Below are 22,851 nucleotides of genomic sequence, written 5' to 3'. Positions count from 1 at the left end.
TAAAATAATGGAGGATTGAATATAGATGGGATTGAATGCAGCACAAAAGATAATAAAGAACCATCTGGTTAAAGGAAAAATGATACCAGGGGAAGAAATAGCAATAAAGATAGACAGGACTTTGACTCAGGATTCAACGGGTACAATGGCCTATCTGCAATTTGAGGCTCTTGGGATAGACAAGGTAAAAACAAAGAGGTCGGTGGCGTATATAGACCACAATATACTTCAATCGGGACCTGAAAATGCAGATGATCACTTGTATATACAAACTGTTGCCAAAAAGCATGGAATTTATTTTTCAAGACCTGGAAATGGAATATGTCATCAGGTAAATCTTGAAAGATTTTCGGTTCCGGGAGATACCCTTCTCGGTTCAGACAGCCATACTCCTACAGGCGGAGGAATAGGAATGCTTGCAATAGGTGCAGGTGGACTTGATGTTGCTGTTGCAATGGGAGGCGGAGAATACTATATAAATATGCCGAAGATTGTGAAGGTAAATTTAAAGGGCAAGCTTGGACCGTGGGTAACTGCCAAAGACATAATTCTAGAAATGCTTAGAAGGCTTACTGTAAAAGGTGGAGTTGGAAAGATATTCGAGTATGTCGGTGACGGAGTAAAAACACTTTCAGTGCCTGAAAGGGCTACAATTACAAATATGGGAGCTGAACTTGGAGCCACAACTTCAATATTTCCAAGTGATGATGTAGTTCGGGATTTTCTTAAAGCTCAGGGAAGAGAAGATGATTTTTCGTATATAAAACCTGACTCCGATGCTGTGTATGATGAAGAGATGGAAATGGATTTATCTAAGCTTGAGCCTATGGTTGCCTGTCCACATAGCCCTGACAAGGTAGTGCCTGTTTCAGAACTTAAGGATATAAAGGTGAATCAGGTATGTATTGGAAGCTGTACGAATTCCTCATATGTGGATATGATGAAGGTTGCACAAATACTTGATGGAAAGACTGTAAATGAGAATGTATCACTTACAATCTCACCAGGTTCTAAGCAGGTGCTTAACATGATTGCCAAAAACGGCGCTCTGTCTTCAATGGTGGAGGCAGGTGCGAGAATTCTTGAAAGTGCCTGTGGACCATGTATAGGAATGGGACAGTCTCCAGCAACAGATGCAGTATCTTTGAGGACATTCAACAGGAATTTTGAGGGAAGATCCGGAACGAAATCCGCAATGATATATCTCGTAAGTCCTGAAATCGCAGCAGCTTCAGCACTTAAAGGCTATATTGCTGATCCAAGGGATATTGGAGACCCGATTTGTGTAGAATTTCCTAAAAGTTTTCTTGTAAAGGACAATATGATTGTTGCTCCATGTGATGGAGGAGAAAATGTGGAAGTTGTAAGAGGACCTAATATAAAGCCTTTTCCAAAGGCAAAACCATGCGGGGAAATTGTGTCTGGAAAAGTTCTTACCAAGGTTTCAGATAATATAACTACTGACCATATAATGCCGTCAAATGCAAAGCTGCTTCCATACAGATCCAATATACCTCATCTTGCGGAATACTGCCTGACACCATGTGATGAGGATTTTCCAAAGAAAGCAAAGGAAAATGGCGGTGGATTTATTGTTGGAGGTATAAATTACGGACAGGGTTCCAGCAGAGAACATGCTGCTCTTGCACCTCTTTATCTTGGAGTAAAAGCGGTACTTGCAAAGTCTTTTGCAAGGATTCACAAGGCAAATTTGATAAACAACGGCATAATGGCACTTGTTTTTAAAAATGAATCCGATTATGACAGGATAGATGTAATGGATGAGCTTGTTGTGGAAAATGCACTTGATCAGATAAAGAAAGATGTAATAATTGTAAAGGACAAGAAAAAGAATGAGGAATATCAAATGATATTTGATGTTACAGACAGACAGAGGGAAATGATAAAATTCGGCGGACTCTTGAATATGATGAAACATTACAGATAAAAATTGTTTGGAGGCATTTAAATGAAACATAGGATTACTCTTATTAAAGGTGATGGGATAGGTCCGGAAGTATGCATGGCTGCAAAGAAGGTTGTTGATGAAAGCGGAGCTTGTATAGAATGGGACATATTTGAGGCAGGAGCGGCAGTGCTCGACAAATATGGTACTCCAATACCGGATCATATAATAGAAAATATAAAGAAAAACAAGGTTGCTCTTAAAGGACCGGTAACAACTCCTGTAGGGAAGGGTTTCAGAAGTGTAAATGTTACACTCAGGAAAAGTCTGAATTTGTATGCTAATATAAGACCTATAAAAACCTATGATGGTGTAAAGACAAGATATGACAATGTAAATCTTGTGATATTCAGGGAAAATACTGAAGACTTATATGCAGGAATAGAGTTTATGGTAAATCCTGATACAGCTCAGAGTGTAAAGATTATATCGAAAAAAGCCAGCGAGAGAATAGTGAGAGCTGCATTTGAGTATGCGGTTAAAAATGGAAGAAGGAAAGTTACTGCAGTTCACAAAGCAAATATAATGAAACTTTCAGATGGATTGTTTTTAAGAACTGCCCGTGATATTGCAGAGGAATATAAAAATATCGAATTTGAAGATGTTATAGTAGATGCAATGAGCATGAAGCTTGTTATGAATCCTGAAAATTATGATGTACTTGTTATGCCGAACTTATACGGAGACATTCTCTCTGATATGGCTTCCGGTCTCATAGGCGGACTTGGACTTGTACCTGGTGCCAATGTAGGAGAAAATGCTGCGGTTTTTGAAGCTGCTCATGGTTCTGCACCTGATATCGCAGGCACGGGGAAGGCAAATCCTACGGCTGTAATTCTTTCATCTGTAATGATGCTTAAACATATTGGTGAAAATGAAGCTGCAGCCAGGATAGAGAGTGCAGTTGAGTCGGTTTTGAAGGAAGGAAAAATTTTGACATGTGATCTTGGAGGAGATGCAAGTACTTCCGAGTTTACCGATGAAATAATTTCAAAACTGTAAATTATAATATGAAAGAAACCGCAGAGCTTCAATTTTTATTGGAACCTGTGGTTTCTTTATATTTACATAAGTTTGTTCAAATCATAAGGTGTTTCTTGATATACATAGTAGTTTAGCCAGTTTAAAAACAGAAGGTTTGCATGACCTTTCCATCTTGACAATGGGGTTTTCGACATGTCATCATTAGGAAAATAGTGTTTTGGAATGTCTACTTTGAGGTTTGAATTTAGATCTCTGTCGTATTCTGATTTTAAAGTCATTGTGTCATACTCTGAATGACCTGTAACGAATATCTGGCGTCCGCCCTTTGTAGCTATTATATACATTCCGGCTTCTTTGGATTCGGATAATATCTGAAGTTCCGGAATTTTTTCGACATCCTCGCGTTTGTTGTAGGTATGCCTTGAATGCGGTGCCCAGAATATGTCGTCAAATCCTCTTAGAAGTCTTATATTTTTTTTATTTATGGTATGTTCAAAAACACCAAATATCTTTTTATCCAGCGGATATTTTGGAATGCCAAAATGATGGTATAATCCTGCCTGTGCACCCCAGCATATGTGAAGTGTAGAGTATGCATTCATCAAGGACCAGTCCATGATTTTGGCAAGTTCATCCCAATAGTCTACATCTTCAAAATCAAGCTTTTCCACAGGGGCTCCGGTTATTATCATACCGTCAAATTTTCTGTACTTTACTTCATCAAAAGTTTCGTAGTATTTAAATAAATATTCTTCCGAAGTGTTTTTTGGACTGTGGGATCTTGGATACATCAAAGTTATGTCAACCTGAAGAGGTGAATTTCCAAGGAGCCGTAAAATTTGTGTTTCAGTGACGGTTTTAACCGGCATAAGATTTAATATTACTATGTTGAGAGGTCTTATGTCTTGTCTTGTTGCACGATCTTCGTTCATTACAAATATGTTTTCAGACTTCAATGTTTTACTGGCTGGTAAGTCATTGGGTATATTTATTGGCATCAAACTCATCCTTTACAAATAATAGCATTATCAAATAAGAGTCTTATTTCAAGCTACGAGTATGGAAAATAGTCATAAAAAAATAAAAGGCTGTCCTTCTATAAGAAAAACAACTTTCGGTTAAAACTATTTTTCTTATCTTTCAGAAATAATCTGTAGGAATTAACACCGTGCATTCAAATGAAAAATGCTGGTTGTCGGGCATCATTGGGCCAGTCCCTCTGCCACTCTTGATAAGACTATATTTAATTAATAAATATGATATACTATAATATTATTATTGTCAAGGAGAGGCGTTGAGCAGGATTTCAAGTTTTAATACGGGCCGGATATTTTTCTAAAAGAGGGTGGATTGAATGATTTTTGAGGAGTTTATGGATAAATTTAAGGACAGATTTATTTTCTTTGATGGAGCTATGGGAACCATGCTTCAAAAATATGGATTGAAGAAGGGAGAACCTCCGGAGATCTTGAATATAACCAGTGGAGAGAAGATAAAAAAGATACATGAGGCATATCTTGAGGCAGGAGCGGATATAATAACCACAAATACATTTGGAACAAGTGAATTAAGATGCAGATATCTTGGATATTCTCAAGAGGAAGTTCTTGAAAAAGGCATAGAGATTGCCATGTCTGCGGTCAGTGGAAAGGATGACAAGTTTGTGGCACTTGATATCGGACCTATAGGAGAGGCTATGGAACCTTTTGGAGATTTGAGCTTTGAAACTGCATACAACTTGTTTAAAAAACAGGTTCTTGTTGGAGAAAGGGAAGGCGTAGATTTTATACTGATTGAAACTATGATGGACATATGCGAGATGAAGGCAGCGGTACTTGCAGCCAGAGAAAACAGTTCTATTCCGGTATTTTGTACAATGACTTTTCAAGAAGATGGAATTACACGTTCTGGAACGGATCCTCAAACCATGGTGTTTACGCTTGAAAGTCTTGGGGCTGATGTTATTGGTGTAAATTGTTGTTCAGGCCCAAAAAAGATTAAAAAAATAGTAGATGAAATCTTGAAATATTCATCTACACCGGTAATGGTACAGCCTAATGCCGGGCTTCCAAGATATGATGGAAATAGAGCTTATTATGACATTTGCCCACACGAGTTTTCACGTTATATGAAAATTATGGCCCAAAGTGGTGTGAAAATGCTGGGAGGCTGCTGTGGTACAAATCCGAAATTTATCAAGACCATGCGGGCCGAAATAGAAAATTCTTTTTGATTTGTATGGAATAATTCAATCAATTAATATAGAATATAGTTAGAAAATAATTTTGATTGTCTTTAGGAGAAAAAATCATGGAAAGAGTTAATGGAAAGTTAAATAAGTACATACCTCAGATAAATGGAACGCTTAGGGGTCACATGATACACGTTCCAAGTGTGATAAGAGAGGCAACTGGAATTAAAGTTTTTGGAAAGAGGATAAAGTCCTTTGCATTTACAACGGACATTGCAGTAATTAAAAATATAGATGCAGATGCGGTTTTTGCGGTGTACCCTTTTACTCCACAATCTGTTATAACAGAGGCTCTTGTTGCAGCATCCGATGTTCCTATCTTTTGCGGCGTCGGAGGTGGACTCACTACGGGAAAAAGAGTGATAAACTTAGCGCTTAACGCTGAATTTACAGGGGCCATGGGTGTAGTTGTAAATAGTCCGACTCCAAATGATGTTGTTGAAGCTATAAGCAGCACTATAGACATACCTGTCATTGTAACTGTAGTTTCGGAGAAAGACGATATAAAGAGCAGGATAGAGGCGGGAACGTCTATTTTAAATGTATCTGCAGGATCAAAAACGACTTCGCTTGTAAAGAATATAAGAAATAAGTTTCCAAATTTTCCTATAATGGCTACTGGAGGCAGAAGTGACGAGAGTATAATTGAAACTATAAAATCCGGTGCAAATGCAATTTCATATACACCGCCCTCTACAGCTGAGTTGTTCAAAGAAACTATGTTTAAGTATAGAAATATGTAAATTTTAATTTTAAAATTTTTTATCTTGAACCGGTGGAGAATATCTACTGGTTTATAATTATGCATAAAATATCAAAATGATACTTTAAAGCTCAATATTAAAAAAACAGTGTTTATACACCGTATGAAAACGATTTTGAAGAAGAATACATAAAATTATTTCTACCAATACAGAAAAAAATATTGCATAATTATAATAATGTATGTATAATTATAATATAGTTTATTTTTGAAAACAAAAAATATTTATATAAAATACTCAGATGGGGGTCTTGGTTTATGAAAGATAAAGTTGTACTAGCATATTCAGGAGGATTGGATACTTCAATTATAATTCCCTGGCTTAAAGAAAACTACGATTTGGATGTTGTAGCTGTTTGTATGGACGTTGGACAGGAAGATGATTTTAATGCCATAAAAGAGAAGGCTTTAAGAACAGGAGCATCCAAAGCATATGTAGAAGACTTAAAAGATGAATTTGTAAAAGATTATATATTCAAGGCTGTAAAAGCACACCTTCTCTATGAAGATGAATATATGCTTGGAACATCTCTTGCTAGACCTCTTATGTCTAAGAAACTTGTAGAGATTGCACATAAAGAAGGAGCAAAATATATAGCACACGGCTGTACAGGAAAAGGAAATGACCAGGTGCGTTTCGAAGTGGGGATAGCATGTTTTGATCCTTCCATAGAAATAATTGCACCTTGGAGAATATGGGATATAAAATCAAGGGAAGATGCAATAGATTACGCACATGAAAAAGGTGTTGAAGTTACTGCTACAAAGAAGAAAATATATTCCGAAGATAAGAATATATGGCACGTAAGCCATGAGGGAGGGGATCTTGAAGATCCTAAGAATGAACATAAAAGAGAAATGTATTCCATGATTACACCTATGGAAAAGGCACAAGATAAGGCTGAATATGTTGAAATATATTTTAATAAAGGGGTTCCACAAAAGATAAACGGCAAAGAAATGTCGCCTTTGGATCTTTTGAGTGAACTTAACAAAATAGGTGGAAGAAATGGAGTAGGTGTAATTGATATAGTTGAAAACAGACTTGTTGGAATGAAATCAAGGGGTGTATATGAAACACCTGGTGGAACTATACTTTATGCAGCACATAGATGCCTTGAAAGACTTACTATCGATAAAAACACATATCATTATAAGCAGCTTGTATCCAACAAGTATGCTGAACTTGTATATGACGGGCTTTGGTTCAGTCCGCTTAGGGAGGCACTGGATGCTTTTGTAGATGTGACACAGAAGAATGTTACAGGTAGTGTTAAACTTAAGATATACAAGGGAAGTTTAATAAATGCAGGAATAGAAGCTGAAAGCGCATTGTATGATGAAGATGTATCATCTTTTGGTGCAAGTGAGCTTTACAGCCACAAGGATGCAGGCGGATTTATAAAAGTATTCAGTCTTCCAAGCAAAATAAAGGCAATGGCGGATAAAGAATCTGGAAAATAAGAAAACATTACTCCACCTTTTAAGGTGGAGTAATATTTGGAAAGGGAAGAAATTGTATGAAGTTATGGGGTGGAAGATTCAAAAAATCTGAAAACAAGTTAATGGAGGATTTCAATAGTTCCTTGAGCTTTGACAAGGTATTGTACAGGGAAGATATAGAAGGAAGCATGGCACATGTAAAAATGCTTGCCGAATGCAGTATACTTTCAAAGCCTGAAAGAGATGACATACTTTCTGGATTGGAATCTATACTTTCAGATATTGAGAGTGGCAAGCTTCGAATTGAAGGCGATTATGAAGACATACACAGTTTTGTAGAGAGCAACCTTATAGAGAGGGTTGGGCAAGTTGGTAAAAAGCTGCATACGGCAAGAAGCAGAAATGATCAGGTTGCGTTGGATTTCAGGCTTTACTCAAAGAAAATGTCCGGTGAGATTGAGTCAGAAATTAAAAAACTTCAGGCTGTGGTAAAAAAACTTGCAGAGGAAAATAATTTTATAATGCCGGGATATACTCATCTTCAGAGAGCGCAGGTTGTGACCTTCAAGCATCATATGATGGCTTATTGGAACATGTTTGAAAGGGATGGAAAAAGAATACAAAATGCCCGGGAAATACTTGATGAAAGCCCCCTTGGCTGTTGTGCACTTGCAGGAACGACTTATGATATAGACAGAAACTTTACTGCAGAGGAGCTTGGCTTTAAAAAACCTGTTGAAAACTTTTTGGATGGCGTGAGTGACAGGGACTATGTAATTGAACTTATATCGTGTTTTTCAATAGTGATGATGCATTTCAGCAGATTGAGCGAAGAGCTTATATTGTGGAGCAGCAAGGAATTCGGATTTGTGACAATAGACGATGAATTTTCAACAGGAAGCAGTATAATGCCGCAAAAGAAAAATCCGGATGCGGCTGAACTTATAAGGGGAAAAACAGGAAGAGTTTATGGTGACCTTACTGCTATTCTTACCATAATGAAAGGTATACCACTTGCATATAACAAAGATATGCAGGAAGACAAGGAAAGGTTCTTTGATGCTTCAGAAACGGTGTTAAGCTGTGCCAAGATAATGGGAGGCATGCTTGAAACTTTGAAAGTAAATAAAGATAAAATGCTGAATGCCGTTAAAACCGGGTTTTTAAATGCAACCGAGGCCGCAGATTATCTTGTAGGAAAAGGTATGGCATTTAGGGATGCTCATAGGATTATAGGTGAAATAGTTCTTTATTGTGAACAGAAAGTAAAACCTATAGAGGATCTTTCAGTTGAAGAATTGAAAAAGTTCAGCGATTTGTTTGAAGATGACGTATATGATTTTATAGATTATAAAAATTCGCTTGATAGAGGGATAAAGAAAAATTTGAAATGATATCCAAAATAAAAATTACAGGAGAATCCTGCTGGACTTCCTGTAATTTTTTATAAGTTTTTATGCTTATTCTTCAGAAGTTTCCCTGTTCTTGCCTAAAAATGATATTGCATATATTCCGCAAATTCCGACAAGTGCATATAAAACTCTGGTTACAACAGACATGGTACCGAATAGTGAAGCTATCAGGTCATATCTGAAGAACCCAATAAGCCCCCAATTTATTGCACCTATGATAACCAATATCAAGGCTGTAGCATCCAATGTTTTCATTAAGCTGCATCTCCTTTTTTATTTGTTAAATATAGTATGTGTAATATGAGGGTGAATTATAAATCCAAAGTTGTTAATTTATTTTGATTTTGCGGAGTCCTTGCCTTTTCGTTTATCTCCAAGATCTATCTGGATGCTTCTGTCTATTGGCTGATATAATGATATGAAGGTATTTGTTCTTTCAATTCCGTCTATTGCCTGTATTTTATTCATTAGAAGATTTTGAAGATCTGCAATGTTTTTACATAATACTTTTACAAATATCGAATATTCTCCAGTGGTATAATGAAGCTCAACAATTTCTCTTATTGCTTTCATTTCTTCTAGAACTTCGTTGAAGTCTCTTGCTCTGTCAAGATAAATCCCTACAAAGCAGCATACATCGTATCCTAGTTTTGAATTGTCTATTATAAGTTTTGTTCCTTTTATTATGTTCATGTCAGCCATTTTTTTCATTCTGACATGTATAGTTCCTCCACTTACGTGGCATTGTCGGGCTATTTCAAGAAAAGGAGTTCTTGAGTCCTTAATCATTATATCCAGAATTTGAATATCTAGATCATCAAGTCCATTAATTTTTAAATTTGAATTCATATGAAAACACTCCTTATATGTAATATAAATCGATCAAGACTACTTTTTTTAGCTGATTTAGCAGTAATTTCCTTAAAAAAGGAATACAATAAAAATTTATTACGATAAACTTACTTATATTTTAACGTATTTTAATATATACTTAAACCATTATTATATATTATAACAAAAAGATTAATTAAATCGGCAATAAAAAACGTTATTGTAGAAAATATTTTTTAAGTTTAAAAAATATACATATTTTATTCATGATAAAATAGATAATGTAAATATGACAGCATATAATATCTCTTGGGAGGAATACAATTGAAAACAACAAGATCCAATATTTTTTTGATAGTTTGTGCAGCAATATGGGGATTTGCATTTATAGCCCAGGTAGTTGGAATGGAGTTTGTTGGACCATTCACCTTTAATGCAGTGAGATTTATACTTGGAGGGGTTTCACTTCTGCCTGTTATTTTTGTACTTAGAAAGAATGGAAACGACATGAGAGTAAAGGGAGCTTTTATGCCGGGATTCATATGTGGAATTTTTCTTTTTCTTGCATCATCTTTTCAGCAGATTGGGCTTCAGGGAACTACAGCTGGAAAAGCTGCATTTATAACAGGATTGTATATAGTTATTGTTCCCATATTCGGATTATTTATGGGAAGACGCATAAAAATAAATTCATGGATTGGGGCAGTAACAGCTTTGATTGGATTATACCTTCTGTGTGTAAAAAGTGGGACAGGCATTTCCCATAGTGATTTTCTTGAACTTGTATCTGCATTTTTGTTTGCAGTTCAGATACTTTTGATAGATTATTTCTCAAAGAAAGTAGATCCTATAAAGCTTGCATTTTATCAGTTTGTTGTATGTTCGGGATTTAGCTTTGCAGTAGCTTTGCCGCTGGAAACAATACATATTTCAAGCATATTTTCTGCATGGGGTCCTATATTGTATGGTGGAGTAATGTCTGTTGGTGTTGCCTATACATTTCAGATACTTGGTCAGAAAAATGCAGATCCATCCTGTGCTTCTATCATAATGAGCATGGAAACTGTGTTTGCAGCATTAGGAGGATTTTTGATACTTGGAGAAAGTATGGGGGCAAAGCAGTTTTTGGGATGTTTTCTTATGCTTTCAGGTGCAATTTTATCACAACTTGATATTTTCAAAGGCAGGAATGGCAGAAAAACAGTTCTGGGTTCTTGAATATGCTTAAGCAGAGTTTGAAATACTCTGCTTTTATACATTGACAAGTTATTATAAAAAGAATATAAATTCCTTCCTGAAAACTAAATATACAATTTAAGTTTATTAAGTATTGAAGGTTTTTACATGTTGGCACAATTCAAAACAAAAAGTAGTATGTTTCCTATAATTCAGATAACTGGACAGAATGGAATGTGGAAGATTTTTGTGCCTTCGGCGTTTCATGTGTAGGCATTTTGATAGGGTGTCTTTTTTTTTATATGAATTATTAGTACACATTTTTTCACAAGGTCTGCGAAAAAGTATGCATTAATTTATAAGGGATTATATAATATAATAAAAACAACGAGGATAAGTGAGTTGAGTTTAAAATGTGTTTAGCGCCTATTGATAGTCGATTGTTTAAACTTTTGTCAAGGCTTGATGAAAAATTGTTTAGTAATATTGAAGAACTTGCTGGTTTTATGAATGTAAGTACAAGGACTATACAGAATTATGTCAAGAGTATAAATGAAATAATTGGAGGTGATATTGCCGAAATTGTAAAAGTAAAGAAAGCAGGTTATCATCTGATTATTAAAGACAAGTTACAGTTTGAAAGTCTTATGAAAAATTATAGAAAAGAAAATTATAAATTTTCAATGCTGAATACTTCAGAGGATCGTATTTTGTATATCATGGAATTTCTCTTGAAATGTGAGGATTTTATAACTATAGATGAAATTGCATATAAAATCAGGATAGGCAGAACAACTCTTGTAAATGACTTAAAGAAATTAAAATCAATATTGAAGACTTATAGCATAAAGATAATGGGTAGGCAGAATAGTGGTATAAAGCTTGTGGGAAGTGAGTTAAACATAAGGTTTCTCATTTTGAACCATTTGATTAAAAGTTATTGCAGCAATTATGACGATGAATTTTATAATGAAATTCAAAATAAACTAATTTCCATCTTCAATGAAAATCACTTTAATGTTACAGATGAGACTGTAAACAAGAGTATGATGTATGTTTTGGTTTCTATTTACAGGATAAGTCAGGGCAAATTCATAGATAATGTGGATAGAAAGTATTTTGATATTCTAAATAGTAGAGAATACAAGATAGCAGAGAAGATTAGCAATGTGGTCGAGGAAGTTTCCCAATATAAGATGAATACCTATGAAACTGTTTTTCTAACTTTGCCTTTGCTTGGAAGAGAGGCACCTGTGGATATAACAAATTTAAAGGTGGCATCCAACATAAAGGAGCTTGTATCACAGATAATATACGAGGTAAATGATAATTTTGGACTTCATATGGATATTGAAAACGAAATAGTAAAAAACTTTGAATACCATCTTAATTTTATGCTGAATAGGCTCACCTTCAATATAGGAATAAAAAATGTACTTTTGGATGACATAAAAAGAAATTATCCTCTTTCGTATGAGATGGCAAAGTTGTCTGCAAAGATCATAAAACAAAATTACAATCTTACTGCGGATCAAAATGAAATGGCTTATATAGCTCTGTATTTTCAAAGCTATATAGAGCAGAAAGAAAACAGTTCAGGTGATATTGAAAAGGTTGCACTTGTTTGCGGGACAGGGCTTGGAACAGCGCAACTTCTAAAAATAAAATTAAATAAGATGTTTTCTGATAAAAGTATAGTTATAGATACATTTTCTGATTCGGATATAAATGACAGTGTACTTGAAAGCTATGATGTGATATTCACAACTGTTAATTTGAATGTTGTGACGAGGTGTCCTGTAATAAAAGTGAATGCAGTTTTTAACGAGAATATTTTAAAAAAGGAACTCAAGAAAATAATAAATTTAAAAAAATGTAATGTTAAATATGTTGAGAATAGTATGTCAATATTAAGCATAATAATACAACCGCAATTTTTTTTCCTTCTATACGATACCGATTACTTTGAATGTCTGAGCAGCATGCTGACAGGGATTTCTCAGGCACCGGATATAGATGAAAGTTTCAAGGAACTTGTCATAATGAGAGAATTGAAATCGCCTACAATTTTAGGAAATTACATTGCTATGCCTCATGCAGTTGATAAGAAGGCAAGCAGACTATATATGGCTGTGGGAGTTTTAAATAAGCCTATTTTATATGATAAAAGAAAAGTCAAGATAATCATACTTCTGATAATTCCACCGAAGGATAAAGTAGATTCCGATATTTTGATCAAAGCTTATGAGGAGATTTTAAGAATAGGTCAAAACAGGAAAATAGTAGACAAACTATCAATGTCAAAAAGTTATGAAGACTTCAAAAAAATTTTGTTGGAGGAGGTAAATTTATGAATGAAGTAATATTGCTTATAGTTCTCGGTATTATAATGTGGATACTTAATTTTATATTTGGAATGATACAAATTAAAGATTTCAATAAAAATTATTCTAGACTTCGGAGAAAAGGAAGAGTTGCAATAGGAAAGAAACGTGGATATTTACAGGCAGGAACGGTGGTTATGTTTTTGATAGATGATAGAGGAAATATACTCCATTCAGTAAAAATGCACGGGGTATCGGTATTCGCCAGATTCAAGAGCTTTAATGGACTTGAAGGTATCAATCTAGGTGACATAACCCAAAACATTCTAGGAGATTACAACAAGTATATAAGATATGCAATTTTAGATGCTGTTAATAATTACAATACATTTAAAGGTGGTGATGCGAAAGAGGGTGTTTAATAGAAATAATTGACTTAATATTATATTAATTAAGAAAATTTTGAATGGAGGGTTTTATTAATTGGAGATTTTAAATGTTGTTTCTGATTTAGCAAACAGGTTTATGGAATTGTTTAAAGCTGGAGGAAATCAATTTGTAAGTTTTGTTACAGGAATAGTACCATTACTTGTAGCACTACTGGTTGTAATGAATGCTATTATAAAGCTTATTGGAACTGAGAGAGTTGAAAGATTTGCAAAAAAGTCTTCTTCAAATGCATTTCTGAGATATCTTGTACTACCGTTTGTGGGTACGTTTATATTCACAAATCCTATGACACTGTCTTTGGGTAAATTTTTACCTGAAAAATATAAACCTAGTTATTATGCAGCTGCAAGTTTTTCGTGTCATACGATGAATGGCCTTTTCCCACATGTCGATCCATCAGAGCTTTTTGTGTTCTTGGGAATTGCAAATGGAATTACAAAATTAGGCCTGTCAACAGGGGATCTTGCAGTTAGATACTTTTTAGTGGGTTTGATTACAAACTTTTTTAGAGGATGGATTACTGACTTTACGACATCAATTGTGGAAAAACAGCAGGGAGTACAGCTTAAAAGAGAACTTGATATAAATCATGCTGCAGAAATGTAGAATTAAATTATTGGGAGGTAATGGAAATGAGTTATAGCAAAGTAAAAATAACGAGAGGTTCAGGGGGATGGGGAGGTCCTGTAATAGTTTCACCTGACGATGTTAAAAATAAAGTAGTATATGTTACAGGCGGTGCAAAACCTGAAGTGGCTGAAACAATTGCAAAGCTTACAGGTTGTGAATTGATAGACGGGTTTACCCATGGAGTAAGAGACAGTGAAACTGCCTGTGTAGTTATAAATTGTGGAGGTACTCTGAGATGTGGTATTTATCCTCAAAAGAAAATACCTACAGTCAATATAATGTCAACGGGCAAGAGTGGTCCGCTTGCACAGTTTATGAAAGAAGATATATATGTATCAGATGTTAAATCTAAAAATGTAAAAAAGATATAATACAATATTTATGGGGGAAAGTAAAATGGGTTATGATGTTAATAAGAAAATAAGTCAACAGAGTGGAGGTATCCTTGCGAAAGTTGGAATAGCTATTGGAAAGATAACATCAATGTTTTTCCAAGCAGGAAGAGATACAATAGATACAGTTATCCATACAATACTTCCTTTTATGGCGTTTGTTGCAGCATTAATAGGAATTATAAATGCATCAGGCATAGGAAACTGGTTTGCACATCTATTGTCACCACTTGCAGGTAATATATTCGGACTTGTAATATTGTCTCTTATATGTTCTTTTCCACTTATTTCGCCATTTTTAGGACCTGGTGCGGTAATAGCACAAATAGTCGGTGTTCTTATAGGAGTGGAAATAGGAAAAGGAAATATAGCTCCAAGTCTTGCTTTGCCAGCTGTATTTGCAATTAATTCCCAGGCAGCCTGCGATTTTATACCTGTAGGACTTGGACTTGCGGAAGCAGAGCCGGAAACGGTGCAGGTTGGAGTGCCATCCGTACTTTATTCAAGATTTTTAACAGGAGCACCTACTGTAGTTATTGCATGGCTTGCAAGTTTTGGTCTTTACAATAAATAGTTAGCATATACAGGGGAAATAGAGAGGATTTTTAATGATGAAAGTAGTATATAATACGCAGATAACTAGTATAGGAAGTAGAGCAAATGATTTTTTAGAAAATAATATGTTTATAGTATTTAAAGAAAATGTACCTTTGGAACTTGCGGATTACTGCTATGTTCATAGTGAAAATAATTTGACAGATGATATAAAACCAGGAGATGTATTATATATAGATAATACTTCATATAAGGTAACTGCTGTGGGAAGTCTTGTAGGTCAGAATCTGAAGCAGCTTGGACATATAACTTTTAAGTTTAACGGAGCTTGTGAGGCAACTATTCCGGGAACATTATTCTTAGAAGATAAAAAAATAGTGCCTATTGAAAAAGGCACAAATATAAAAATAATTAGAAATTAAATTTGTATAGTAAAAGTATAACCTTAAACAAAAATATGGTCAATTATAATTATTGTATTGGAGGCAGAAGAGTATGAAGTCATGGCTTGAACTTGAAGGGAAAACTGTAATTGTTACAGGGGGAGCTTCAGGAATAGGAAAGGCTGTATGCGAGGAATTTTTAAGGAATGGAAGTAATGTTGTTGTCGCAGATGTAAGTGATAAAACACCTGCGTTCAAAATTGAAGGCAATAATGGAAAAGTATTATATGTTCAAACTGACGTAACGAGTTCGAAAAGTGTAAAGCAGATGGTACAGAAAGCCAAAAGTTCTTTTGGAAAAATAGATATTCTGATTAATAATGCAGGAATCAACATTCCAAGATTATTGGTTGATCCAGCTGAACCCAATGGCCAGTATGAACTGGATGAGGCTGTTTTTGAGAAAGTAGTCGGTGTAAATGAAAAAGGCGTATTTTTGTGCGCACAGGAAGCTGCACGTGAAATGCTAAAGGCAGGCTCTGGAGTTATAATAAACATGTCTTCAGAGAGCGGGCTTGAAGGCTCTGAAGGACAGAGTATTTATGCGGCTACAAAAAATGCAGTAAATTCATTTACAAGATCCTGGTCAAAAGAACTCGGCAAAAAGGGAATAAGAGTTGTTGGAGTTGCGCCTGGTATTCTTGAGGCAACTGGTTTGAGGACGATACAATATGAAACTGCACTTTCATATACTAGAGGAATTACAGTAGAAGATCTCAGAGCAGGGTATAGCAAAACTTCAACTACACCACTTGGAAGATCAGGAAAACTTTCAGAAGTGGCAGATCTTGTATGCTATCTGGCATCCGACAGAGCAAGTTATATACATGGTGTAACGTATAATATAGCTGGTGGAAAAACAAGAGGCTAGAAAGTATAAAAATTTAAATTAATGCAATAGTTATTGACATATGCCATTTATATGTATTATATTATATATGGGGCATATGCTAATAACTATTTTTCACATATGCTACTTTATTTGAATTGTAGGAGGTCTTTTTATGAAGATTGCATTACCGTCACGTAATAATAAAATTGATGATCATTTTGGAAACTGTGAATATTTTACTTTATTTGAGGTGGATTCAAAAGAGGGAAAGATATTTAGCTCGGAAACTGTTGCATCACCGGAGGGCTGCGGCTGTAAGTCCAATATTGCCTCCGTCCTTGCTGACAAAGGTGTGAAGGTTATGCTTGCAGGGAATATGGGTGAAGGTGCAGTTCAAGTACTTAATAATTCAGGGATAGAGGTTCTTAGAGGGTGCTCTGGAGATGTAAAAGATGTGGCAGAAAAATGGATTGCAGGTAATCTTGTAGATTCAGGTGAGTGTTGCCACCAGCATGAACATGGATGTCACAATAAGTGATATAATAGAGTTATTATGATAAATAAAGTTTGAGGTGGATATAAAATGAACAGAGCAGTGGAATTTCATAAAGAAGGATACAATTGTGCAGAATCTATTCTGAAGGCTTTAAATGAGGAAAAGGGTCTGGATATTCCAGTTTCTATGGCAAGTCCTTTTGGATCAGGGATGACAGTTGGATCAACCTGTGGAGCTGTTACAGGTGCACTTATGGCTATAGGTGCATTGAAAGGAAGAGAATCCAGCGAAAATGTAAATGGCACTAAACAAGTCACCAGGGAACTAATGGATAAAGTCAGGGAAAAGTATGAAACTTTTCAATGTATGGAGCTTAAGAGAAAAGATGTATCTTGTAATGAAATAATAGAGTACAGTTACAATATGTTAAAAGAATTTTTATAATCTTGTTATATGAATACATGGAGGAATTTAAAGTGTCCAGACCGGTGAAGTTTAGAAGAGTGGAATTTTTTCCAAGGTACACTTGTTTTGTTCCTTTGGGAAAACCTAAATGCGAAATGAGTGAAACTGGTTTAAAGCTTGAGGAACTTGAGGCAATGAGATTGAAGGATATAGAAGACCTGAGCCAGGAACAATGTGCTCGAAAAATGCAGGTCTCAAGACAGACGTTTCAGAACATCATAGATACAGCAAGAAAAAAAGTAGCTTTTGCTTTGATGGAAGGAAATTCTATAAGGATAAGCGGGGGAAATTACAGGCCTGTATTTTGTAAGTTCAGGTGTTTTGATTGTGGAAGTATATATGAAATAAAGAAAGAAAAGGACAGACAAACATGTCCTAATTGTGGATCTGCAAGGGTTGTCTGCAACAAAAAAGCGGGACTTTGTGGAAAGTGGTGTAAATTGGAGAAAAACATATAGTGTGCATTGGATTTGAATAATCTTTACTAATGGGATAAAATTATAATGGTAAAATTATAATTTTTGAGGGGGAATCTTAGTGTTCTGGAAGACTTTAATATTTCAGTTGATTTTCATAGGAGTTATATTTATATTTGTATATGGATTTCTTAAAAAAAGAGTTCTTTCGAAATTACATCCAAATAGAAAGATAATTCTTGCACTTTCCGTAATTGCGTTTTTCCTGCCGAGTGTCACAAGTGAGGCACTTAAACTGCAGAAAGGTATAGGTTTTTATGTACTGCAGTATACGGGCACTGCCATTTTCATTATTTTATTTTTATGGTTCCTTGATCTTCATAATGATAATATGTATGATGGAAGAAAAGCAAAAAAAGACATAAAAATAAGACCTAAGGCAAAACCTAATAGAGCTAGGAAAAATAAAAAATAATTATTACTTTTGTGTCACAAAAACATATAATTTTATATGCCATATGACAAAATTGTATGCAAAATAACATTATTTTTAATAATTCATATTGACATATTTATGAATTGATGTTATTCTGATTTAGTAATGAGACAGAGTTTCATTAAATAATATCCCCTATTTGGCCGCATGCTCCCCCATGTAGGCTTTTTTTTACAATAAGTTATGAAAAAAGACCATTTTCAGATTGGAAAATGGTCTTTTTCGTGTTTTAGCTGCATCCTGTAGTGGAACCGCAGTCAAGGCAAACCATGCAGGTGCCGTTTCTTATCATTCTAGTACTTGAGCATGTAGGGCATGTAGAACCATAAATTCTTTCGCCTTCTGATTTGTTTTTTTGTTCAGAATTCGATATGGTGTTTTTATCGTAGTTTTCCGGTTTTACCTGGCATCTTGAAAAATCGCCAAGTTCTATATCAATTACTTTGCTTATAAGATCGGAAATTGAAGATACATATTTTATATAAGGATGTTTTTGTACAAATCCATAAGGTTCATATTTTTGCCCTCTGAGCATTCTCGAAATATCCTGTGGCGGAACATGATATTGAAGCATTACGGAGATTGATTTCGAAAGTGAATTCAGGAGTCCTGTTATTATTGTGCCTTCTCTGTCCGTAGTTATATATATTTCTGATATTTCACCATTTGGACGTCTGTTTACAGTAGTATAGATTTTAACATCGTCTATTTGTGCAGGATGTGTAGTTCCTCTGCGTATTCCAAGCGGTTTTTCTCTTTTTGAGTACTTTACACCTTTTTTAAGTTTGTATACTTTGTCTAACAGCTGCTTGTAAGTGAGATCTTCAAGTTTTATATTATCTGTGTCTGAAAGACTTGTGTTCAAAGGCTGTGCTGCTTTTGAAGAATCACGATATAAAGTTATGCCTTTTACTCCGAGTTTCCAGGATGAGAGGATAACATTCTTGAAGTCTTCTACTGAGGCGTCTTTAGGAAGATTTACCGTTTTTGATATTGCACCGGATATAAGAGGTGTCAGTGCAGCAACCATCTTTACATGTCCCATTGGTGCTATATATCTTTCTCCGCTTCCGCATTTGTTTGATGTATCAAATATTGCAAGATCCCTGTCTTTTAAATGGGGAGCTCCTTCTATTTTACCATCAAGTATTTTTTCATAGGCAAATCCGTCTTCCGTTACATTTTCTTTTTCCAGTATATAGTCCATTATGTCGTTTATTTGTTCTTTTGTGTATCCAAGTTTTTTCAAGGCGGCGGATATGACTGGATTTGTTATTGTCATGAATCCTCCTCCGGAGAGTTTCTTGTATACTGTGTGACTGAAAAAAGGTTCAATTGATGTAGCCCCACAGTCCATTGCAAAAGATATTGTTCCGGTTGGTGCAAGCACTGAAACTTGTGCATTTCTGAAACCGAACTGGTTTCCGCTTTTTAATGCGTTTGAAAAACTTTTTTTAAGCTGGATGCTTATATATTCGAGATTTTCTCCGGCTAGGATTTTGTGGTTTACTTTTACAGGAGTATAGTTTAGATTCTCAAAGTCATTTGAATAATTGATCTTGTCATCCTGTGTAAGCTTTTCGATATTGATACCTGCAGCTCGAAGATGGTTTCGCATTACTCGCATCATATAAGGCTTATTCATCTCAAATTTTTTGAAAGGGCCTATCTCCTTTGACATAAGTGATGATACATAGTAGGATTCACCTGTAAGTATTCCAACAAGAGATGCTGCAAGTGTTCTTGCTTCTTTTGAATCATATGGGTATCCCATAATCATTAAAAGAGAAGCTATATTTGAAATTCCGAGGCCGGTGGTTCTAAACAAGTATGTTTTTCTTGCTATGTCCTTTGTAGGAAATTGTCCCCAGTGGATAGATGCTTCAAGTATAAGCTGTACAAGGTGTATTATGTGAAGATAGCCGTCAAGGTCAAAATGGCCTGTATCCGAATTGTAGAATTTGTATATATTTATTGAAGCAAGATTGCAGGAGGTATCATCTAAAAAGGCATATTCTCCGCAGGGGTTTGTGGAATTTATTTTATTGTAGCCTGCACCAAGCTTTCCGTCTTCTCCAGCAGGGCAAGTATGCCAGGCGTTGAAGGTATCTGAGAACTGTGGTGCTGGATCGGCGCATTTCCATGCAGAGGTATTGAAAGCTTTCCATATCTCCATTACATTTTCCGTATTTGTGATTTTTGGATCGATCCTGCCTTTGAGTTCTATTTTTTCATCTGGTTTTGTATTAAGGTTGTCGACTTTTTTCATGAAAGCATCTGAAAATCTCACTGAATTGTTGCTGTTTTGCCCTGAAACAGTTTCGTAAGCTTCTCCGTCCATATCCATGTCGTATCCCATTTTACCAAGTGCTCTCACCTTGTCTTCTTCTTTTGATTTCCACATTATGAAATCCATTATTTCGGGATGGTCGACATCAAGACATACCATTTTTGCAGCTCTTCTTGTTGTTCCTCCTGATTTTATGGCACCAGCATTTCTGTCAAGTGCTTTAAGAAAGCTCATAAGTCCCGAGGAGGCTCCACCGCCAGATAGTTTTTCTCCTTTTGCTCGTATGGATGAAAAATTGCTGCCCGTACCGGAACCTCCCTTGAAGAGCTTTGTTTCTGTGACGAATTGGTCGGATATGGAATGCTCACCAAGCAGTTTGTCTTCTATTGATAATATAAAACATGCAGAAGCTTGGGTTCTTGTATAGTTATCGCTGCATTCCACGACCTTGTTTTTGATTTCGTCAAAGTAATAAGTTCCCTGTTTTGCACCGCCTATGCCGTAGGAGAGCTTAAGTCCTGTATTGAACCATTGAGGCGAATTTGGCGCATACATTTGTTTAAGGAGAGCGTATACTGATTCATCATAGAAAATCTGAGCGGCATCTTCTGATTTTATAAGTCCCTCATCTTTTAGAGCCTGGCACCAGAAGTTTACCAGTCTGTTTGCAACAGACTTCATGCTGTTTTCATAACCGGGCTTTTCAGGAATTCCTGCTTTTCTGAAGTATTTTGAGGCTATTATGTCACAGGCATTTTGTGAATAGTGCTCTGGAAATTCAAGATTCTTCATATCAACAAGTACTCTGTTTGTTTTATAATCCTTCAAAAATACATCAACTTTTTTCCATTTGAAAAGATCATACACTGTCTTGCCTTTATCTTTATCAAGCTCTTTTGTGTAATATCTTTTGAATATATCATTTATAGAGTTCAATTGATTTCCTCCTTATATCTTTGAATATTTAAGCCGAACAATATGTAGTATTCAGAACACACATGTATGTACTATATATTGATAATTTTCAAGACTTCTTAATTATAAATTATAAATAAGCATTGTTCAAATATAAATTATTTGCAGGAGATGACATTAAGTATGATATTCTGTAAAAATTGCAGTTATAGTTGGTTTATTTGGAATTTGATAAAGTTTTAGAGATTGTATTCTTAAGTAAATCTATCATAAAATGTAATAAATTACAAATCGATATAAATATATGTAATAAACCATAAGCAAACATAAATGATACAATTTTAAACATAAATATTACATAAAATATTGACAAATGTACATAAAGGATATAATATATAGATATAGATGAAATAAATGTAAACATAAATGCTACATAAATGTATAAAGGAGTAATGTACGATGATTAATAAAATATCCGGTTTGTTCAGAAAAGATTTGATCTATATAAAGGATGCAGAGGACAGTACAATGCTTTTTAAGATAATTGGTAAAGAATTGATTCAGAAAAGGATTGTAAAGGATAACTTTGTTGATGCAATTATAGAAAGAGAAAAAAATTATCCAACAGGAATAGATTTGAGTGTGGTTGAAGGTCAAAAATATAATGTTGCAATACCGCATACAGAAATAGAATACTGCCGTGACAAGTGTATAGTTTTTGTGAAGATTAAAAACGAGATAGGTTTTAAAAATATGATATCTCCGGATCAAGAATTGAAAGTAAAGTATTTATTTATTATTGTCAACAATGAAAACGAAGCTCAAACGAATATATTATCAAATATTATGGATTTTATAACTAATAAAAATAATATGGACATGCTGGAGAAAATAAATGATGAGGGAGAATTATATGATTTTATAACTGGAATAAAGGTGGGCAATAATTGAATTGCTGCCTTTAAATAAAAAATAAATAAAGTGGAGATGATTTAAATGATAAAAATTTTAGCTGCTTGTGGTGCTGGTGTAAATTCCAGTCATCAAATCAAAGATGCAGTAGAACAGGAAATGAAAAACAGAGGACATCAGGTTGTGGCAGATGCAGTCATGGTAAAGGACATAACTGAAGAATTAATATCAAAGTATGATATCTTTACGCCTATAACCAAAGTTGAAGTTGGTTTTAAAATCAATATACCTGTAGTTGAAGCCGGACCTATATTATATAGAATTCCTGCGATGGCACAGCCAGTTTTTGACCAGCTTGAAGATATAATAAAAAAACTTGAGACAAAATGATACTATAACATAAGGGAGA

At 34.9% G+C, this 22,851-nt stretch carries 22 protein-coding genes, 1 pseudogene and 1 riboswitch; of the genes and pseudogenes, 19 read left to right on the top strand and 4 right to left on the bottom strand.

Going from position 1 to position 22,851, the window contains the following annotated elements:
- Window positions 1-25: 25 nt before the first annotated feature.
- On the top strand, window positions 26-1,948 hold the full coding sequence (locus AC4CVH_RS06395; RefSeq protein WP_490786915.1) for an aconitate hydratase: 1,923 nt from the start codon (window positions 26-28) through the stop codon (window positions 1,946-1,948).
- Between the two features lie 21 nt (window positions 1,949-1,969).
- Window positions 1,970-2,968 carry an isocitrate/isopropylmalate dehydrogenase family protein gene (locus AC4CVH_RS06390; protein ID WP_490786914.1) on the top strand — a complete coding sequence of 333 codons (999 nt, stop codon included), beginning with the start codon at window positions 1,970-1,972 and terminating at the stop codon, window positions 2,966-2,968.
- A gap of 62 nt (window positions 2,969-3,030) precedes the next feature.
- Here the strand turns inward: AC4CVH_RS06390 and metA are convergent, their stop codons facing one another.
- The gene (gene metA, locus AC4CVH_RS06385; RefSeq protein WP_490786913.1) at window positions 3,031-3,948 is read right to left on the bottom strand and encodes a homoserine O-acetyltransferase MetA; all 918 of its coding nucleotides are present in this window, start codon (window positions 3,946-3,948) and stop codon (window positions 3,031-3,033) included.
- A gap of 132 nt (window positions 3,949-4,080) precedes the next feature.
- Window positions 4,081-4,188, bottom strand: a riboswitch (SAM riboswitch).
- A 116-nt stretch (window positions 4,189-4,304) separates the two neighbouring features.
- Here metA and AC4CVH_RS06380 point away from each other — a divergent pair.
- The 4 genes from AC4CVH_RS06380 to argH all read left to right on the top strand — a co-directional run bounded on the left by AC4CVH_RS06380 (window position 4,305) and on the right by argH (window position 8,801).
- Complete coding sequence (locus AC4CVH_RS06380; RefSeq protein ID WP_490786912.1) at window positions 4,305-5,183, top strand: homocysteine S-methyltransferase family protein; 879 nt, start codon at window positions 4,305-4,307, stop codon at window positions 5,181-5,183.
- 77 nt (window positions 5,184-5,260) lie between these two features.
- Window positions 5,261-5,944 carry a beta/alpha barrel domain-containing protein gene (locus tag AC4CVH_RS06375; protein WP_490786911.1) on the top strand — a complete coding sequence of 228 codons (684 nt, stop codon included), beginning with the start codon at window positions 5,261-5,263 and terminating at the stop codon, window positions 5,942-5,944.
- A 278-nt stretch (window positions 5,945-6,222) separates the two neighbouring features.
- Window positions 6,223-7,428, top strand: a complete 1,206-nt coding sequence (locus AC4CVH_RS06370; protein ID WP_490786910.1) for an argininosuccinate synthase — start codon at window positions 6,223-6,225, stop codon at window positions 7,426-7,428.
- Between the two features lie 56 nt (window positions 7,429-7,484).
- The gene (gene argH, locus AC4CVH_RS06365) at window positions 7,485-8,801 is read left to right on the top strand and encodes an argininosuccinate lyase (protein ID WP_490786909.1); all 1,317 of its coding nucleotides are present in this window, start codon (window positions 7,485-7,487) and stop codon (window positions 8,799-8,801) included.
- A gap of 66 nt (window positions 8,802-8,867) precedes the next feature.
- Here the strand turns inward: argH and AC4CVH_RS06360 are convergent, their stop codons facing one another.
- Together AC4CVH_RS06360 and AC4CVH_RS06355 are read right to left on the bottom strand one after the other, a co-directional pair.
- Complete coding sequence (locus tag AC4CVH_RS06360; protein WP_490786908.1) at window positions 8,868-9,074, bottom strand: DUF378 domain-containing protein; 207 nt, start codon at window positions 9,072-9,074, stop codon at window positions 8,868-8,870.
- A 78-nt stretch (window positions 9,075-9,152) separates the two neighbouring features.
- Window positions 9,153-9,668, bottom strand: a complete 516-nt coding sequence (locus tag AC4CVH_RS06355) for an Lrp/AsnC ligand binding domain-containing protein (RefSeq protein ID WP_490786907.1) — start codon at window positions 9,666-9,668, stop codon at window positions 9,153-9,155.
- Between the two features lie 300 nt (window positions 9,669-9,968).
- Between AC4CVH_RS06355 and AC4CVH_RS06350 the strand changes: the two genes are divergently transcribed.
- The 11 genes and pseudogenes from AC4CVH_RS06350 (at window position 9,969) to AC4CVH_RS06300 (ending at window position 18,304) form a co-directional block, all read left to right on the top strand.
- On the top strand, window positions 9,969-10,868 hold the full coding sequence (locus AC4CVH_RS06350; RefSeq protein WP_490786931.1) for a DMT family transporter: 900 nt from the start codon (window positions 9,969-9,971) through the stop codon (window positions 10,866-10,868).
- 398 nt (window positions 10,869-11,266) lie between these two features.
- A complete protein-coding gene (locus AC4CVH_RS06345) occupies window positions 11,267-13,180 on the top strand; it encodes a BglG family transcription antiterminator (RefSeq protein ID WP_490786906.1) in 1,914 nt (637 codons plus the stop codon).
- Window positions 13,177-13,572, top strand: a complete 396-nt coding sequence (locus tag AC4CVH_RS06340; RefSeq protein WP_490786905.1) for a transcriptional regulator GutM — start codon at window positions 13,177-13,179, stop codon at window positions 13,570-13,572. Before AC4CVH_RS06345 ends, AC4CVH_RS06340 begins: the two co-directional genes overlap by 4 nt.
- Window positions 13,573-13,639: 67 nt before the next feature.
- The gene (srlA, locus tag AC4CVH_RS06335; RefSeq protein ID WP_490786930.1) at window positions 13,640-14,206 is read left to right on the top strand and encodes a PTS glucitol/sorbitol transporter subunit IIC; all 567 of its coding nucleotides are present in this window, start codon (window positions 13,640-13,642) and stop codon (window positions 14,204-14,206) included.
- Between the two features lie 26 nt (window positions 14,207-14,232).
- A pseudogene (gene srlE, locus AC4CVH_RS06330) lies at window positions 14,233-15,196 on the top strand (PTS glucitol/sorbitol transporter subunit IIB).
- 34 nt (window positions 15,197-15,230) lie between these two features.
- Window positions 15,231-15,599: a PTS glucitol/sorbitol transporter subunit IIA gene (locus tag AC4CVH_RS06325; RefSeq protein ID WP_490786904.1), complete on the top strand. Its 369-nt coding sequence runs from the start codon at window positions 15,231-15,233 to the stop codon at window positions 15,597-15,599.
- A gap of 73 nt (window positions 15,600-15,672) precedes the next feature.
- On the top strand, window positions 15,673-16,491 hold the full coding sequence (locus tag AC4CVH_RS06320; RefSeq protein ID WP_490786903.1) for an SDR family oxidoreductase: 819 nt from the start codon (window positions 15,673-15,675) through the stop codon (window positions 16,489-16,491).
- Between the two features lie 133 nt (window positions 16,492-16,624).
- The gene (locus AC4CVH_RS06315; protein ID WP_490786902.1) at window positions 16,625-16,990 is read left to right on the top strand and encodes a NifB/NifX family molybdenum-iron cluster-binding protein; all 366 of its coding nucleotides are present in this window, start codon (window positions 16,625-16,627) and stop codon (window positions 16,988-16,990) included.
- Window positions 16,991-17,035: 45 nt separating this feature from the next.
- A complete protein-coding gene (locus AC4CVH_RS06310; protein WP_490786901.1) occupies window positions 17,036-17,392 on the top strand; it encodes a C-GCAxxG-C-C family (seleno)protein in 357 nt (118 codons plus the stop codon).
- Window positions 17,393-17,424: 32 nt separating this feature from the next.
- Window positions 17,425-17,871 carry a DUF134 domain-containing protein gene (locus AC4CVH_RS06305; protein WP_490786900.1) on the top strand — a complete coding sequence of 149 codons (447 nt, stop codon included), beginning with the start codon at window positions 17,425-17,427 and terminating at the stop codon, window positions 17,869-17,871.
- Window positions 17,872-17,950: 79 nt separating this feature from the next.
- Entirely contained in the window at window positions 17,951-18,304 is a 354-nt protein-coding gene (locus AC4CVH_RS06300; RefSeq protein WP_490786899.1) for a hypothetical protein, read from the top strand.
- A 250-nt stretch (window positions 18,305-18,554) separates the two neighbouring features.
- Here the strand turns inward: AC4CVH_RS06300 and AC4CVH_RS06295 are convergent, their stop codons facing one another.
- Entirely contained in the window at window positions 18,555-21,551 is a 2,997-nt protein-coding gene (locus tag AC4CVH_RS06295) for a vitamin B12-dependent ribonucleotide reductase (RefSeq protein ID WP_490786898.1), read from the bottom strand.
- Window positions 21,552-21,989: 438 nt separating this feature from the next.
- Here AC4CVH_RS06295 and AC4CVH_RS06290 point away from each other — a divergent pair, with 438 nt between their 5' ends.
- Both AC4CVH_RS06290 and AC4CVH_RS06285 read left to right on the top strand, forming a co-directional pair.
- Window positions 21,990-22,481: a PTS sugar transporter subunit IIA gene (locus AC4CVH_RS06290; protein ID WP_490786897.1), complete on the top strand. Its 492-nt coding sequence runs from the start codon at window positions 21,990-21,992 to the stop codon at window positions 22,479-22,481.
- 45 nt (window positions 22,482-22,526) lie between these two features.
- Window positions 22,527-22,832, top strand: coding sequence for a PTS sugar transporter subunit IIB (locus AC4CVH_RS06285; protein WP_490786896.1), 306 nt, complete (start codon window positions 22,527-22,529; stop codon window positions 22,830-22,832).
- The last annotated feature ends 19 nt before the right edge of the window (window positions 22,833-22,851 follow it).

The sequence above is a fragment of the Clostridium pabulibutyricum genome (genome assembly GCF_058242705.1).
Note: the sequence above shows the minus strand (reverse complement) of the source record. Positions and strands in the feature narration are given on the sequence as shown.